At 40.8% G+C, this 15,734-nt stretch carries 13 protein-coding genes; 4 read left to right on the top strand and 9 right to left on the bottom strand.

Annotated elements, in window-relative coordinates; all coding sequences use genetic code 11:
• Positions 1-20: 20 nt before the first annotated feature.
• From epmA to I8T81_RS04500, 5 genes are all read right to left on the bottom strand, one after another.
• On the bottom strand, positions 21-995 hold the full coding sequence (epmA, locus tag I8T81_RS04520) for an EF-P lysine aminoacylase EpmA (RefSeq protein WP_198072209.1): 975 nt from the start codon (positions 993-995) through the stop codon (positions 21-23).
• A complete protein-coding gene (locus I8T81_RS04515; protein WP_198072208.1) occupies positions 992-2,059 on the bottom strand; it encodes a 4-phosphoerythronate dehydrogenase in 1,068 nt (355 codons plus the stop codon). The genes epmA and I8T81_RS04515 overlap by 4 nt, the downstream gene beginning before the upstream one ends.
• Positions 2,060-2,163: 104 nt before the next feature.
• Complete coding sequence (locus I8T81_RS04510) at positions 2,164-2,556, bottom strand: YkvA family protein (RefSeq protein ID WP_198072207.1); 393 nt, start codon at positions 2,554-2,556, stop codon at positions 2,164-2,166.
• A gap of 107 nt (positions 2,557-2,663) precedes the next feature.
• A complete protein-coding gene (gene fdhD, locus I8T81_RS04505) occupies positions 2,664-3,455 on the bottom strand; it encodes a formate dehydrogenase accessory sulfurtransferase FdhD (protein WP_198072206.1) in 792 nt (263 codons plus the stop codon).
• Between the two features lie 78 nt (positions 3,456-3,533).
• Positions 3,534-5,942: an FdhF/YdeP family oxidoreductase gene (locus tag I8T81_RS04500; RefSeq protein ID WP_198072205.1), complete on the bottom strand. Its 2,409-nt coding sequence runs from the start codon at positions 5,940-5,942 to the stop codon at positions 3,534-3,536.
• A gap of 394 nt (positions 5,943-6,336) precedes the next feature.
• On the opposite strand from I8T81_RS04500, the gene I8T81_RS04495 reads away from it, so the two are divergent.
• On the top strand, positions 6,337-7,494 hold the full coding sequence (locus I8T81_RS04495) for a glycerate kinase (protein WP_151750120.1): 1,158 nt from the start codon (positions 6,337-6,339) through the stop codon (positions 7,492-7,494).
• Here the strand turns inward: I8T81_RS04495 and I8T81_RS04490 are convergent.
• Complete coding sequence (locus I8T81_RS04490) at positions 7,491-8,057, bottom strand: TetR/AcrR family transcriptional regulator (RefSeq protein ID WP_151750119.1); 567 nt, start codon at positions 8,055-8,057, stop codon at positions 7,491-7,493. The genes I8T81_RS04495 and I8T81_RS04490 overlap by 4 nt on opposite strands.
• 122 nt (positions 8,058-8,179) lie before the next feature.
• On the opposite strand from I8T81_RS04490, the gene I8T81_RS04485 reads away from it, so the two are divergent.
• Both I8T81_RS04485 and I8T81_RS04480 read left to right on the top strand, forming a co-directional pair.
• Complete coding sequence (locus I8T81_RS04485) at positions 8,180-8,962, top strand: SDR family NAD(P)-dependent oxidoreductase (protein ID WP_086497488.1); 783 nt, start codon at positions 8,180-8,182, stop codon at positions 8,960-8,962.
• A gap of 37 nt (positions 8,963-8,999) precedes the next feature.
• Positions 9,000-9,605 (top strand): nitroreductase family protein, encoded by a 606-nt coding sequence (locus tag I8T81_RS04480; protein ID WP_049063738.1) that lies wholly within the window; start codon positions 9,000-9,002, stop codon positions 9,603-9,605.
• A gap of 76 nt (positions 9,606-9,681) precedes the next feature.
• On the opposite strand, the gene adeE is transcribed toward I8T81_RS04480, so the two are convergent.
• Positions 9,682-12,795, bottom strand: coding sequence for a multidrug efflux RND transporter permease subunit AdeE (adeE, locus tag I8T81_RS04475; RefSeq protein WP_198072204.1), 3,114 nt, complete (start codon positions 12,793-12,795; stop codon positions 9,682-9,684).
• A gap of 9 nt (positions 12,796-12,804) precedes the next feature.
• Positions 12,805-13,929 (bottom strand): multidrug efflux RND transporter periplasmic adaptor subunit AdeD, encoded by a 1,125-nt coding sequence (adeD, locus tag I8T81_RS04470; RefSeq protein ID WP_198072203.1) that lies wholly within the window; start codon positions 13,927-13,929, stop codon positions 12,805-12,807.
• Positions 13,930-14,007: 78 nt separating this feature from the next.
• Between adeD and I8T81_RS04465 the strand changes: the two genes are divergently transcribed.
• Positions 14,008-14,625: a TetR/AcrR family transcriptional regulator gene (locus I8T81_RS04465; protein ID WP_191012038.1), complete on the top strand. Its 618-nt coding sequence runs from the start codon at positions 14,008-14,010 to the stop codon at positions 14,623-14,625.
• A 53-nt stretch (positions 14,626-14,678) separates the two neighbouring features.
• Here I8T81_RS04465 and I8T81_RS04460 read toward each other — a convergent pair whose 3' ends face one another.
• Positions 14,679-15,686, bottom strand: a complete 1,008-nt coding sequence (locus tag I8T81_RS04460; RefSeq protein ID WP_198072202.1) for an alpha/beta fold hydrolase — start codon at positions 15,684-15,686, stop codon at positions 14,679-14,681.
• Between the last annotated feature and the right edge of the window lie 48 nt (positions 15,687-15,734).

Below are 15,734 nucleotides of genomic sequence, written 5' to 3'. Positions count from 1 at the left end.
GCTTTTTTATTTCATTGTTTTTAAGCAATTTCGGCTGGAAATGCGATGACTTTTTCAATTTTAAGTTGATCGGTTGCAACCATGAGTAAACGGTCTATGCCTAAAGCAATTCCTGAACATTCAGGCATATGAGGTAACGCAGCCAACAAGTGCTCATCTAATGGCATGACATGAATCCCCTGCTTGGCGCGCTCTGCATTATCTACTTCAAAGCGTGAACGTAACACGTCTGCATCGAGCAATTCATCGTAGGCATTGGCAAGCTCTAAGCCTTCAATATAAACCTCAAAACGCGCTGCGACCTCTTCCCCATCTTCATCTACTTTCACTTTCGCCAAAGACGCCATTTCTGGTGGAAAGTCAGTTAAAAATACAGGTGCATCAAAACCTAAACTTGGCTCAACAAAATGAGAAAACAACAAATCCATATAAGCTAAACGATCATCACCTAAATCTAGATTTAACCCAACACGATTTGCCGTATCTTTGAGTTGCTTCAAAGTGGCCTGCAAAGGGTTAATGTCTAAACGATCCTGAAAAGCATGCTTATAACTTAAAATAAATGGACGAACTTCACCAAAGCGATGCTGTAAACAGGTTTGCAATAAATCGGCTGTTTCATGCATTAACGCTTTTAAGTCTAAACCCGGGCGGTACCATTCAAGCATGGTAAATTCACTATTGTGTTTACGACCATGCTCATCGTCTCGGAAAACTTTACAGATTTGATAAATCGGTCCGCTACCACTTGCTAGCAAACGTTTCATGGCAAACTCAGGAGAAGTCTGTAAATACTGAGTCTGCAATTTGCCATGAATATGACGTAAAGTCTGAACCGAAGCCAAATGCACATCGGTAACGCCTGCTTGTGAAACGATTGGTGTTTCAACTTCCATGACTTCACGTTCTGCAAAGAACTGGCGAATTTGGTTATAAAGCTTAGCACGAGCCTTTAAAGCATCAATTGAACAAGTAGGTTGATAACTTAAACTCATGCCTGTGGCCCCCCATGTGCTGCCCATTCACGGCGCAGCGGATAATTTTTACGTAATAAATCAAATGCTTTTTGCTCTACTTTATCGTCTTTAACGCAGGCACGGATGTTGGCATCATCTTGAGCAATATCATAAATTTGAGCTAATTTTTGCTTTAAAACCGCTTTTAAATCATGTCCTGAAAAATAGTCTTCGCATGCAGGCAACTGAGTTTCAAAACGTTTATTGATGTCATATCCAAATTTTTGGCAAAACGCTTCATAAATCATTTGTGTACCGCGAGCCTTACCTTCGAGGCTATAACCTGCAATATGCGGTGTTGCCAACGCTAACATATTTAAAAGCTCATCTGATATCACTGGCTCATGTTCAAATACATCGAGCACGACTTTACGCTGGGTACGTTGAATGTCTTGCATTAAAGCGGCTTCTTTCACGACTGGACCACGAGCGCTATTAATTAAAATGGTGTCAGGTTGAAGCGCTGCAAAAGCATTTTCGTCAAACAAATGATATGTCGCGTGTTCACCGTTTTTGGTGAGCGGCACATGAATGGAAATGGCATTGGCTTGTTGCAATAGGGTTTTAAAGCTTACATTTTCAATTGAATCTAACTGCACATAGGGGTCAAAACCAATGACGTTCCAGCCAAGCAACCGAGCCATATAGGCCAAGCGCTTACCGACATTGCCAAGACCAACAATGCCTAGCGTAAATTTTTCTTGTTGTTCTAAAAGGTTCACATCTAAATGAAGTAAAGCAGTAATCACATATTCAGCAACCGCTTGTGCATTACAACCTGCTGCATTGGCCCATGTAATATCATATTTTTCTAGGGCTTGAATATCTAAATGATCGGTTCCGATTGTGGCACTACCCACATATTTTAAAGCGGTATTTTGAATTAAACTTTCGTTCACTGCGGTGACTGAACGAACCAATAAAGCTTCAGCATCTTTTACATCTGCGTGCGTTAAGGTACGTCCTGCATGGTGTTGAATATCGCCAAATTCTGAAAAAAAGTAATCGGTAAATGCCAAGTTTTCATCTGCGACGATTTTCATTGTCTGCAACTCATAGCTTATAAAAACGTTATTATCCTTTGAGTTGCAATAAAGCACAATGTTCAAGGCGCTAAATTCACACAGGGTTTCTAAGTTTGGCTTATCTACAAACCACCGCCTAAATAAAAATAGGCCATGACCGCAAGTGTTATCCAAATTAGAATAATGAGTACAGCAACTAAATAATTTCGTGGCGCTTTTTCATGTTCCTCTAGCCATTCATTCGCTTGCTGTTCTGCATCAAAAATGACTTGTTCTGGCGTAAAGCGAAGCGCTAACCAAATCAGTATAGGCAAAATAATCGCGTCATCTACAAAACCAAAAATAGGAATAAAATCTGGAATTAGGTCGATGGGGCTAAAAGCATAAGCTACAGCCACTACAGCAATAACTTTTGGCAACCACGGCATTTGAGGATGTCTTGATGCAAACCAAAGCATAACAATCTGTTTTCTTAGACGTTTTGCCCATTCTTTTAGTGATTGTACCCAAGACATTTGGACTGTCTCTGAACCTGTAGAGTTTTATCATAATCTATAAAATCTACCAATAGCTTAAAAGCAACAGAAATGTCAGATGAGCTTTGTTTTAAGACAAATATATTTTAAATGTCAGTATATAAAACAAACCTATCTCCCCTACAGAAACTTGCCAATGTCAGACCGGATTGTTTAGCTAATTGAATAGCCATACTGGTCGGTGCTGAAATTGAAGCCAGTAAACTAATATTCAACTGGGCACATTTTCGTATTAGTTCATAACTTGCCCGACTGGTCATCACCACAAAACCTAAACTGGTGTCGTAGTTTTCTTGCGCTAAATAACCAATTAATTTGTCCAAGGCATTATGGCGGCCAACATCTTCAAATAAAGCCACGATTTGACCATCAACCACCCACGCTGCGGCATGTGCCCCACCTGTTAAAGCGGTAATTTCTTGCTGGGCTTTTAAATGGGAAATGGCACTCGGAATTTGCTCAAGCCATATTTTTGATGCATGTGTTGTAATTTTGGGAACATCTAACTGAAACTGCTCTAAGCTCTCAATTCCACATAAACCACAGCCTGTACGACCTACCATCATACGGCGATGTTGTTTTAAAGCAGCAAATGCTCTCGATGAAATGGTCATTTCCACCGTAATGCCCAATTCATTTTGATGTACATCAAGCGCATATAGCTCTTTTAAACTGGTCAAAATACCTTCTGAGAGACTAAAACCTTTGGCAAATAATTCGACATCGGTTGGTGTTGCCATCATCACCGCATGTGAAATACCGTTATACACCAAGGCAATCGGGTACTCTTGCACAATATGATCTAAAACATTTTCAGATTCGGTTTTGTTAAACCGCTGTACTTGTAATGTTTCAACCCCATAAGCATGTGGTGTCAAAATTATTTCCTTTATTTCAAAATGGCGCTTGTTTAGAGCGCCATTTGTTTGAGTTACATTTTAAATGTCGTGTTTGATTTAAAGACTAATGACTTTTCTATCTGCATCTTCAGGGTCAACGGCTGTTGCCAAGTTAAAGTGCTCAGGTGCATTTCCGGCATGCAAGATGACAGGAACACTTTTCGAAGCCGGAATCTTGGCATACTTGTCGTGACTGCTTAATGCCACTAAAGGATTGGTTTCCGGATAGTAAGCGGCCAAGCTGCCACGCGGAATGTTATACGGCACAATACGGAAACTATGCACAATACGCTTCACACCGTCCGAGAAAACACTTTCAATGTCGACCCACTGGTTGGCTTCGAAGCCTGCTTCATCAATATCGGCTTGGTTCATAAACAATACGCGGCGCTGACCAAAGACCCCACGGTAACGGTCATCTAGCCCATATAAAGTGGTGTTGTATTGGTCATGAGAACGAGTAGTCATTAAGGTATAGACCTTACTTTCTGTATATGCCGCAGCGTACTGATTTTCCTTATCGGCATAAACCTCACTCAGAGGTGTAATCATAAACTGCGCTTTACCACTTTTTGTATTCCAGATGTGTTGATTAGCAGGATGCTCTAAGTGAAAACCGCCCGGTTTATAAACACGTAAATTAAAGTCATGGAATTCATCAAATACATCGGCAATTGAGTCACGAATGCGGTCATAGCTCTCGATATACCATTTCCATTTAATCTGACTGTCTGGCAGTACCGCTTCAGCCATTCTTGCCACAATATCCGGTTCAGACAAAATATTTTTAGAAATTGGCGTGTTGCGCCCTGCTGACAAGTGAACATTACTCATTGAGTCTTCAACTGAAATAGCTTGTGGGCCATGAAGCTGCTCATCAATTTCGGTACGACCTAAACACGGCAAAATGAGTGCATCTTTACCACACACCAAATGACTACGATTTAATTTTGTTGCGACATGAACAGTTAAATCACATTTTCTAAGTGATTCTTGGGTATATGGGGTATCGGGGGTTGCAACTGCAAAGTTTCCGCCTAAACCAATAAAGACTTTAACCTCACCTTCAGCCATAGCTTTAATGGTTTCGACTACACCATGCCCATTTTTTCTTGGTGATTTAATACCGAATACACGGTCAATGCTATCGAGCAGCTTAGGACTAGGCAACTCATTAATACCCATAGTTCGGTCGCCTTGCACGTTACTATGTCCACGAACCGGACACAGCCCTGCACCCGGTCTGCCAATTTGACCACGTGCCAACAATAAATTTGCCAGCATATGTACGTTAGCAGTTCCGTGACGGTGCTGGGTAATGCCCATACCCCAACAGAAAATTGAACGCTCAGAGTCTAAAAAGAGTTTAGCGAGTTTTTCTAAATGTTCAGGTGACAGACCTGAGTGCTTATAAATATCTGCCCACTCAGTTCTTTCCACCTCAGTAATCATTTCATCGAAACCAACGGTATTGACTGCAATAAAGTTTCGGTCAAAAACGCTTGGTTTACCTGAGGCAATTGCCTTTTTATCCCACTCATTTAAGTGCTTTAACATCCCTAACATGAGCGCATAGTCACCGCCAATTTTTGGCTGGAAATAATAACGACTAATTGGTGTACTACCGTTAGTCATCATTTCAAGCGGTGCTTGTGGGTCTTGGAAACGCTCTAGGCCTCGTTCTTTAATTGGGTTAATCGCAATAATATTGCCACCGCGTTTAGACACTTCACGTAAAGTACCTAACATACGCGGATGGTTGGTTCCGGGGTTATGACCAAAACTAAAAATAGCATCGGCTAGGTCAAAGTCGTCTAGGGTGACCGTGCCCTTTCCTAAACCAATCGAGTCGAGCAAACCGACACTTGTGGTTTCATGACACATGTTCGAACAGTCTGGAAAGTTATTTGTACCAAAGCTTCTCACAAATAATTGATATAAAAATGCTGCTTCGTTACTGGCACGGCCAGACGTATAAAACGCCGCTTGGTCTGGGTTGTCTAGTGCATGTAAATGTTGAGCAATCAACTTAAATGCATCGTCCCACGAAATAGGCACATATTTATCGGTTGCAGCATCATAACGAACTGGGTCGGTTAAACGGCCTAAGTCTTCTAGGAAAAAGTCACTTTGCTCTGACAGCCAACTGACAGTATGCCCTGCAAAATATTCAGGAGTAACGGTTTTACTGGTTGCTTCAAAGGCAACCGCTTTGGCACCATTTTCACAGAAGTTAAATGCGTGAGCGTCTTTCTTTTCTGGCCATGCACAGCCAGGACAGTCAAAGCCTGTCGGCTGATTAATGTTGAGTAAGGTAATTGAGCCTTTGCCTAAAATATCTTGTCGCTTTAGGTTTCGAGCAACACTGAGCAGTGCGCCCCACCCACCAGCAGGATGAGTATATGGCTCAATTCGCGCAAAACTATTATTTTCCTGTATGTGCTTTTGTTCTTCTGAATTATCCACTTTTTCATCCTCTTATTTCTTTTACACTCAACAGGCTCAATGAAATCACAATTTAATTATGGTTTGATCAAAGCTACCCGCTATTTACCGATGAGTAGAGTCTGCTTTTGATGTTATTGCTCATATTTTAAAAGCTGGCTCAAGGCTTCTTATAATATGTGCCATATTGTTTACAATTACAATCATTCACCCCAAGTACACCATTTAAATAATACTAATTAAAACAAATATTTAAAAAAATAATAACTGTGGTTTTTACAGATCAAAACATTATTAGCCTTCACACTTAACACAGTGAAAGTGTTTTTAAATTGACACTTACATGTGTTTATCTATGGTTTTTTGGCATTAAGCAGTATAAAACAATGAGAAATCTATTCGTATTAGAGCATTTATGAAGGTTGTGATTGCCCCTGACTCATTTAAAGACAGCTTATCTGCTTTGAAGGTAGCTCAGGCCATTGCCAAAGGATGGCAAGCAGTTTTTCCTCATGCAGAAACGTTGATTTGCCCAATGGCAGATGGAGGCGAAGGAACCATTGAAGCAGTGTTAGAAGTCTGCAAAGGTGAATGGCGTGAAAAAACTGTGGTTGGCCCCTTAGGTCAGCCTGTTCAAGCCAAATGGGGATGGCTAGAGCATCAAAAAATCGCCATCATTGAAATGGCTCAAGCGAGCGGCATACAGTTAGTCCCACCGTCAGAGCGTGATGCTTGCCACAGCACAACGTTTGGAACAGGCCAACTCATTTTGGATGCTTTAGACGCAGGTGCAAAAGACATAATTTTAACTGTGGGCGGTAGTGCCACTAATGATGGCGGCACAGGGTTACTTAGTGCTTTAGGTGCTGTTTTGCTCGATACCAATCAAAAGGTTTTACCCGCAGGTGGCCTCGCTCTAAGCAACCTATCCAAAATTGATTTAACACATTTCGACTCACGCATTGAACATACACGGTTTTTACTGGCTGCCGATGTGACCAATCCGCTTTGCGGTCCAAATGGCGCATCTCATATTTTTGGTCCACAAAAAGGTGCTTCTCCGACTCAAGTAAAGTTACTTGATGCAGCGCTTGCGCATTTTGCCTATGTGTCAGCGGAGCTTTTAGGTTTTGACAAACGAGATGAAGCAGGCTCAGGTGCTGCGGGTGGTTTGGGCTTTGCTGCCAAAAGTTATTTAAATGCACACTTTAAAGCTGGTGTTAAAGTGGTGGCTGAACTGAATCAGCTTGAGCATAAAATTGCTGATGCAGATTGGATGATTACGGGTGAAGGTAAATTTGACCAGCAAACTTTAAGTGGTAAAACAGTTTTTGGGGTGAGCCAAATAGCAAAGGCGCACAATGTACCTGTGATTGTGATTGCTGGGACATTAGGCGAAGGCTACCAAGCACTTTATGAACATGGGGTTACGGCTGCTTTTTCGCTAGCCAATGGCCCCATTACATTAGAACAGGCCTGTGAACATGCGGCGGAACTCATTTATGAACGAACAATCGATATTTCGAGATTACTTCAATTTAGCCAAACCAGCTTGAAGGATAAAAAAGCTTAATCAGCTAATTTTAAAAGGCTCTCTTTACAGCTTTCTAAGATTTCATCGCTAAGGTTTGATTGGTCTGGGCATGCGCGAGATAAGGCAATTGCCCCTACAGACTGGGCAAGAATATTAATGGCTTGCTTTCTCAACTCTTCTGTTTCTAAAGAAACTTGTTTGGCTCGTTCGTTCATAATGAACTGAATAAGTTGCTCAATGCCCTCTTCAAATTCGACTTTTACTTCGTCTGGCTGTCGTGCAGCATCACAAGATAGCGCTGTTAAGGTACAGCCCAAATCTCGATTATCTCGATGAGTACGAGACACATAAAGCTGAATAAATTGAGTTAAGTTTAAACCTTCTATTCTTTTTAAAACCTGCTCAAGTCCATGTTTAACAGTAATTGAGACCAAGTCTGTTTTCGAGCTGAAATGTTTATAAAAGCCACCGTGGGTAAAACCTGCGCTAGACATTAACTCGGCAATGCCGACCCCATCGTAGCCTTTGCTACGAAACAGTTGAGTCGCCTTTTCAACAATTTTATCTCGGTTTTCTTTTACCTGAGTTTTACTGACTTTCATGCTGGCGCACCCACTTTTATTCACCCTACTGGTCATAATTATACATTGATTATGATTGACATCAAAAATTAGTTATTTTAGATTATAGTCATCATCTAAAAATTAAAGCGTGGAGACATCACATGTCAGCTCAATCAAAAGTACTTATTACAGGAGCTTCGTCAGGGATTGGTTCTGTCTATGCAGACCGATTTGCTCAACGTGGCCATAACTTAATTCTGGTGGCACGAGACACCAACCGCTTAGATAAAATCTCGAAGGACCTTCAAGAAAAATACGGTGTACAGGTCGAGTTCATTCAAGCCGATCTATCAAAAGATCAAGACATCAGTAAAATTGAAGATGTACTCAAAAACGATGCTGATATTGAAATTTTGGTAAATAACGCTGGCATTGCACTAAACGGAAACTTTTTAACTCAAGATCGTAATGAGATTGAAAAACTTCTGACTTTAAATATGACTGCGGTGGTTCGATTATCTCATGCAGCTTCCGAGCAACTTGTGCGTAAAGGTAAAGGTGCCATTATTAATTTAGGCTCTGTACTTGGCTTAGCGCCTGAATTTGGTTCGACCATTTATGGCGCAAGTAAATCCTTCATCCAATTTTTTAGCCAAGGTTTACATTTAGAGTTAAAAGATCATGGCGTGTATGTACAAGCCGTATTGCCATCTGCAACTAAAACCGAAATTTGGGAACGCTCAGGTATGGATTTAAGCCAAGTACCACCATTAATGGATGTGAATGATTTGGTAGATGCTGCTCTTATTGGTTTTGATCGCAAAGAAACAATTACAATTCCTGTGCTGAAAGACGAAAATCAATGGAATAATTTTGAAAAATCACGTATCACTTTACTACCAAACTTTTCTTCGGCTGAAGTAGCTCAACGTTATAAAAACTAACAAGTACCGCTACCCAACTCTTAAGTAGGAAAATCTTATGAATGTTATTGATGCTCTCCGTAAGCGCCGTGCGATTAAACGCTTCGACCCTTCTTTTCAGTTATCTGAAGATAACAAGAAAGAGTTATTACAAGAAGTTTTAGCAAATGCACCAAGTGCTTTTAACTTGCAACATTGGCGTCCAGTGATTATTGAAGACACTGAGTTAAGACAAAAAATTCGTGCCATTGCTTGGGACCAACCACAAGTTACAGAAGCATCTTTACTGATTGTGTTATGTGCAAAAGTAAATACATGGGAAGCCGATGCTAAACGTGTATGGGATGGCGCGACTCCAGAAGTGCAAAATATTATGGCTGGTGCAATTGACCAATATTACCGTGACCGTCCACAAACCCAACGTGACGAAGTGATGCGTAGTGCGGGCATTTTTGCTCAAACCCTCATGTTACTTGCTCAAGAACATGGTTTAGATAGCTGCCCTATGGACGGTTTTGACTTTGATGCAATGGCGAAGCTTGTTAACTTGCCTGAAGACCATGTGGTGTGTTTAATGATTGCCGTTGGTAAGTCGGCTTCTGAACCTTACCCACGTGTGGGTAAACTTCCTTACGACGATGTGATTATTCAAAATACATTCTAAGCACTAAAATTTTAGCCCCTCATACTATAAATAGCATGAGGGGCTAACTTTTAACTGGAATGTTATTTTTGCGACATTATTTTGCCTTTTTAGCGTTTAATTTATTGGTTAAACGACGAACTAAAAGAAAAAATAAAGGCACAAAGAAAATAGAAAGTAAGGTACCAGAAATCATACCGCCCGTTACGGCTATACCAATTTCTTTACGGCTTACAGCCCCTGCCCCTGTAGATACAGCCAATGGAAGGACACCTGCAACAAATGCCAGAGATGTCATAATAATAGGGCGTAATCGCTGACCTGCACCTTCAATAATCGCTTCCATCAATGCTTGACCTGCTTCTAACTTAGCTGCCGCAAATTCAACAATTAAGATAGCATTTTTGGCAGAAAGTCCAATGGTAGTAAGCATAGCCACCTGAAAGTAAATATCATTCACAAAACCAGCTAGACTTGCAGCCACTACAGCTCCAATCAGGCCTAAAGGAATCACTAGCATGACAGAAACAGGAATAGACCAACTTTCATAAAGTGCTGCCAAACATAAAAAGATAAAGATAATTGAGGCTAAATATAACCAAATGGTTTGACCACCAGCTAACTTCTCTTGATAAGACAACCCGCTCCACTGAAGGTTAAAGCCTTGTTGCTGATCAACTAACTGCTGCATCTTATCCATAGCTCCACCAGAACTTTCACCAGTTGCCGCAGAACCTTGTATTTGTACAGCTGAAAGGCCATTAAAGCGTTGCAGCATTTGGGGTCCCATTTGCCATTTTACAGAAGAGAAACTAGAAAATGGCGTCATCTGACCTGTCGCACCGCGAACATACCATTGCCCAATATCTTGAGGTAAGGAACGATAAATCGCGTCTCCTTGCATATAAACTCGCTTAACACGTCCCTGATCGATGAAATCATTAATATAAGATCCACCCCATGCTGACGACAGCGTATTACTGATATCGGCTTGAGCCAAACCAAGTGCACTGGCTTTTCTTTGATCGATGTCAACTTGCAGCTGAGCTTTATCTTCTAAACTATTTAGACGGACCGCTGCTAAGCCAGAATCAGCACTTGCTGCTTTTAACACAGTGTTTTGTGCCGCCAGTAAAGCATCACGTCCTTTATTTTCAGCATCTTGTAACCAAAGTTCAAAACCACTTGATTGCCCAAGCCCCCTCACTGCGGCTGGTGAAAGTACCTGAACACGTGCGTTACGCAGTGACTTGAAATATGAATTTGCCCGAGCAATCACTGCTTCTGCTGTGTTTTCACTCCCTTCTCGGTCATCCCAATGTTTGAGTCCAGCAAATGCCATTCCCACATTTTGCCCGCTGCCTGCGTTATTTCTACCCATCACCATGAAAATCACATTGAGATTATCCTTTTCTTTCGTCAGGAAATAATCTGCTATCTGATTACCTACCCGTTCTGTTTCAGCGAGTGTCGTGCCTACAGGTGTACTAAACTGGACCATAACCGAGCCTTGGTCTTCTTGTGGTAAAAACCCAGTATTCATACGCGTATATTGCCAGCCTAACAAAGCTGTAATACCTAAGAATATGATCATAAATATTTTGGGTTTACCTAAAACCGCAAGCAACTTGGTACGATAGCCTGACTGCCCTTGTTCGACTTTACGATTGAACCAAGTAAAGAATTTTCTCTGCTTATGTTTTTCATTTGCAGGTTTGAGTAAGGTTGCACATAACGCAGGTGAAAGGGTTAAAGCAACAATGGCTGAAAGCACCATAGCCGATACGAGTGTTACCGAAAATTGGCGATAAATAATGCCGACAGAACCACCAAAAAAAGCCATAGGTAAAAATACCGCAGCAAGTACCATCGCAATACCGACCAACGCACCCGATATTTCTTTCATTGAAATTAGGGTAGCTTGCCGGGCATCAAGATGTTGCTCATGCATAACCCGCTCTACATTTTCTACAACGACAATTGCATCATCTACAAGCAAACCAATTGCCAAAACCATCGCAAATAAAGTCAGCGTATTAATGCTATAACCCAATATACTGAGTACACCAAAGGTTCCTAACAATACGACCGGAACCGCAATAGCTGGAATTAAAGTCGCGCGCCAGCTCTGTAAAAATAAGAACATGACAATAATGACTAGAACAATTGCCTCAGCTAAAGTTTTAATCACTCCTTTTACAGATGCTTCAACAAATGGAGTACTGTCACGTGGATATGCAACTTTTAACCCTGATGGCATAGAACCGGTTAAACGCGTGACCTCAGCTTTTACTCTTTCAGCAGTTTCTAAAGCATTGGCGCCCGAAGCAAGTTGAATAGACATACCCGAAGCTGGCTTTCCATTCAAACGTGTAGAGGTTTGATAATTTTCTGCACCGCGCTCTACACGAGCTACATCTTTAAGTAAAACTACAGCTCCGTTTGTTTGAGTCCGTAAAATAATATTTTCAAATTGATTTACGGTCTGTAGACGGGATAATGCTGTTACGGTTGCATTTAAAGCCTGTCCGTCACGAGTTGGTAATGCCCCCAACTCACCTGCTGTAATTTGTGCATTTTGAGCTTCAATCGCAGTTCTGACATCTGAAGGCATAAGACCATAGCTATTTAGTTTATGTGGATCGAGCCATATGCGCATTGCATATTGAGCACCAAATACTGTGATTTCACCTACGCCATCGACGCGACTTAGCGGGTCTTGAAGTGTGCTCACCATGTAGTCGGATATATCGACAGAAGTTCTTGTATTACTTTCATCGTAAAGTGCAAAAACCAATAGACTATCGCCTTGTGACTTTGTCACGGTTATACCTTGCTGCTGCACTTCTTGCGGTAGTCGGCTAAGCGCCTGATTGACTGCATTTTGGACCTGAACTTGAGCGGTATCCGGATTTGTTTTTTGATTAAAACTTAAGCTTATACGTGCCTGGCCAGCGGAGCTGCTACTCGATGAAAAATAAAGTAACCCATCAATGCCCTTAATTTGCTGTTCCAAAATCTGGGTTACACTATCTTCAACAGTTTTGGCAGATGCCCCGGGATAATTTGCAGTGACGTTTACACCTGGTGGTGCAATATCTGGATATTGTTCAATGGGTAAGGTCAAAATAGAAATGGTACCCAAGGCCATAATACAAATAGAAAGAACCCAAGCAAAAATAGGCCGTGCAATAAAAAAACTCGACAACATAGCGCATCCTCAGCTCATTGGTGTGGGTTCAATCGCCATACCGGCACTTAAACCTTGCAAGCCATCAACAATGACTTGATCTCCTTCGTTCAAGCCAGATATCACTAACCAACGGTTATCCATTGCATTTCCTAGCTTAATTTTTCGTTGTTCAGCTTTATTATCTTTTCCAACCACCCATACAAGCGCGTTTCCATCTGCATCTCTGAAAAGTGCGCCTTGGGGAATTAAAATGCTGTTAGATCGCGTACCCGTTCCAAGCTCTGCACGTACATACATTCCCGGCAATAAACCATGATTTGGATTTGAAAATGCTGCACGCAACGTGATACTTCCAGTTGCTTCATCTACTGCAATATCACTGAACTTAAAAGTTCCTTGTTGCGAATAAGTGGTGCCATTTTCGAGCTGTAAACGTACTGAAAGTTCAGTTGGTTTTATTCCATTTTCAGTGAGCTGTTTACGTAGCGCCATATATTCATCACTCGACTGAGTTAAATCGACATACATCGGGTCAAGTTTTTGAATGGTTGCTAAAGGATCTGTTTGTGCAGAAGTCACTAAAGCTCCGCGTGTAATCGAAGAGCGCCCTATCCGCCCTGAAATAGGCGCAGTAACTTGTGTATAACGCAAATTAGTTCGCGCTGTTTTTAATACTGCTTCATTTACAGCAACGGTGGCTTTTGCCTGTTCATAGGCACTTAACGCATTATCAAGTTCTTGCTGACTAATGCCATTTACCTTAATTAATTCTTTATAACGCTCAGCTTGCAGACGAGTTGAATTCACTGTCGCTTTAGCAAGTGCAAGGTTACCCGCAGCCTCATCAACGCTATCGCGATAGAGTGATGAATCAATTTTATAAAGCGGTTGTCCTTTATTCACCTGAGAGCCTTCTTTAAACAACTGCTCAACAACTACTCCGTTTACTTGTGGACGCACTTGCGAAATTTCAGAAGCCACTGTTCTTCCAGCTAACTGATAAGAAGATTCAATCGTCTCTTTTTTTATGGTGATAACACCAACCTTTTGGTTATTTTTAACAATAGGTTTTTCAGAATCACATCCACTTAGAAACAAGAGCACAGGCAATAAATACAAGGTTTTACGACTAAAAAAATGAATATCAGGCATATCGGGAACCCGAGAAATATGGACAATTTATTTACTTTACTGTAAAGTAAATAAATAAGATGTGCAAGAAAACACCATATGTTAAAAAAATCTCCAGGACGTCCCTCTCGAATCCGCCCAACTCTTATAGCAGCAGCACGTGAACTCTTTCTTGAACAAGGTTTAGAAGTCCGTTTAGAGGCTATTGCCACTAAAGCTGGTACAAATCGACAAACTTTATATAACCATTTTCCAACCAAAACAGCGCTGCTGATTGAAGTCTTCGATCATTTAAAAGCAGAAATGGAAGCTCCTTTTATTGAGCAGCACGATGCTAGCAACAAACGATTAGATCAACGTTTATTTGATATTGGGTATGCTGTGCAAACTCATTTTTATAATGTTGATGCAATTCGTCTGCAACGATTATTGATTATTGCTTTAGTTGAAATGAAAGAGATTCTTCCTAAAATTCAGAATCGTACTCAAGGCAATATTAAGAGGTCTTTAAGTCATATTCTTGAAACTGCACACAATGCAGGCTTAATTCAAGTTGAACATCCTGATGAAGCTGCTAAAGCCTTTTTGGGTGCTGTGATGGGATATTCTTATCCTGCAACAATGTTAGGAGGTGCACTACCCACTCCTCAGGAATTAAAAAAACTCAATCAAGAAGTTTGTTCAATGTTTTTAAAGGCATGGCAGTATAAAGAATAATTGTATAAGCAATAAAAGCTCCGTATTTAGAAGGGCTTTTATTGCCTAAATCATTAATCGTATTTCTTTAACGTTTTGATCAAAGCCTCATGAAATAGTTTAGGGTTTTGCATTTGTGGTGAATGACCCATACCTGCAAATTCAATTAATTCAGCGTTTGGAATTAATTTTGCAGCCTCCTTACCTAGAACACTGTATTGACCAATTTTTTGCTTAACTTCAGGTGGAGCTATATCACTACCAATTGCAGTTGTGTCACCTGTACCGATGTACAGTACAGTAGGCACTTTAAGATGAGAAAATTCATAATAGACAGGTTGAGTAAAAATCATGTCGTAAATAAGTGCTGAGTTCCAAGCGACTTTTTCATGTCCCTTCCCTGCATTTAATCCAGCTAACATATCTACCCATTTATCATATTCAGGCTTCCATTGCCCCTGATAATAAGTTTTTAATTCATAAGCTTTAATAGACTCAGCACTCACTTTCAGTTCACGCTGATACCATTGATCAATACTGCGATATGGAACTCCTTTTGCTTTCCAGTCCTCTAAACCAATTGGATTGACCATTCCTAATAATTTTGTTTCTTGTGGATACATCAAAGCATAGCGGGTTGCCAACATACCACCTGTTGAATGCGCCAATAAAATAGGTTGTTTAACCCCTAATTTATCGAGTAAAGCATGTGTGTTCTCTGCAAGCTGTTGGAAACTATATTGATAATGATCTGGTTTGCTAGAAGTACAAAAACCGATTTGATCGGGAGCAATCACCCGATAGCCATTTTGCGTTAGAAAACTAATGGTTTCTTCCCAAGTTGCACCACAAAAGTTTTTGCCATGCAAAACCACCACTGTTTGTCCATTAGGTTTTTTGGGTTGAACATCCATATATCCCATTTTTAAATTTTGCTGTTGGGATGAGAAGTTAAAATATTGGAGCGGATAAGGATATTTAAATCCTTCTAAATGCTCTCCATACACATTATTTGCAGAACTGACTGTTGTTGCAGTAAGACAAGCAAAAAATAAAGACAAGAATGGCAGTTTATTTTTCATCTTTCATTTCTCTCGAACAAATAGGAATAAGGATGTTTTAGCTGAGTT

It is taken from the genome of Acinetobacter seifertii, assembly GCF_016064815.1.
GTDB classification, from domain to species: domain Bacteria; phylum Pseudomonadota; class Gammaproteobacteria; order Pseudomonadales; family Moraxellaceae; genus Acinetobacter; species Acinetobacter seifertii.
This window is presented reverse-complemented; position numbering and strand designations above follow the sequence as displayed.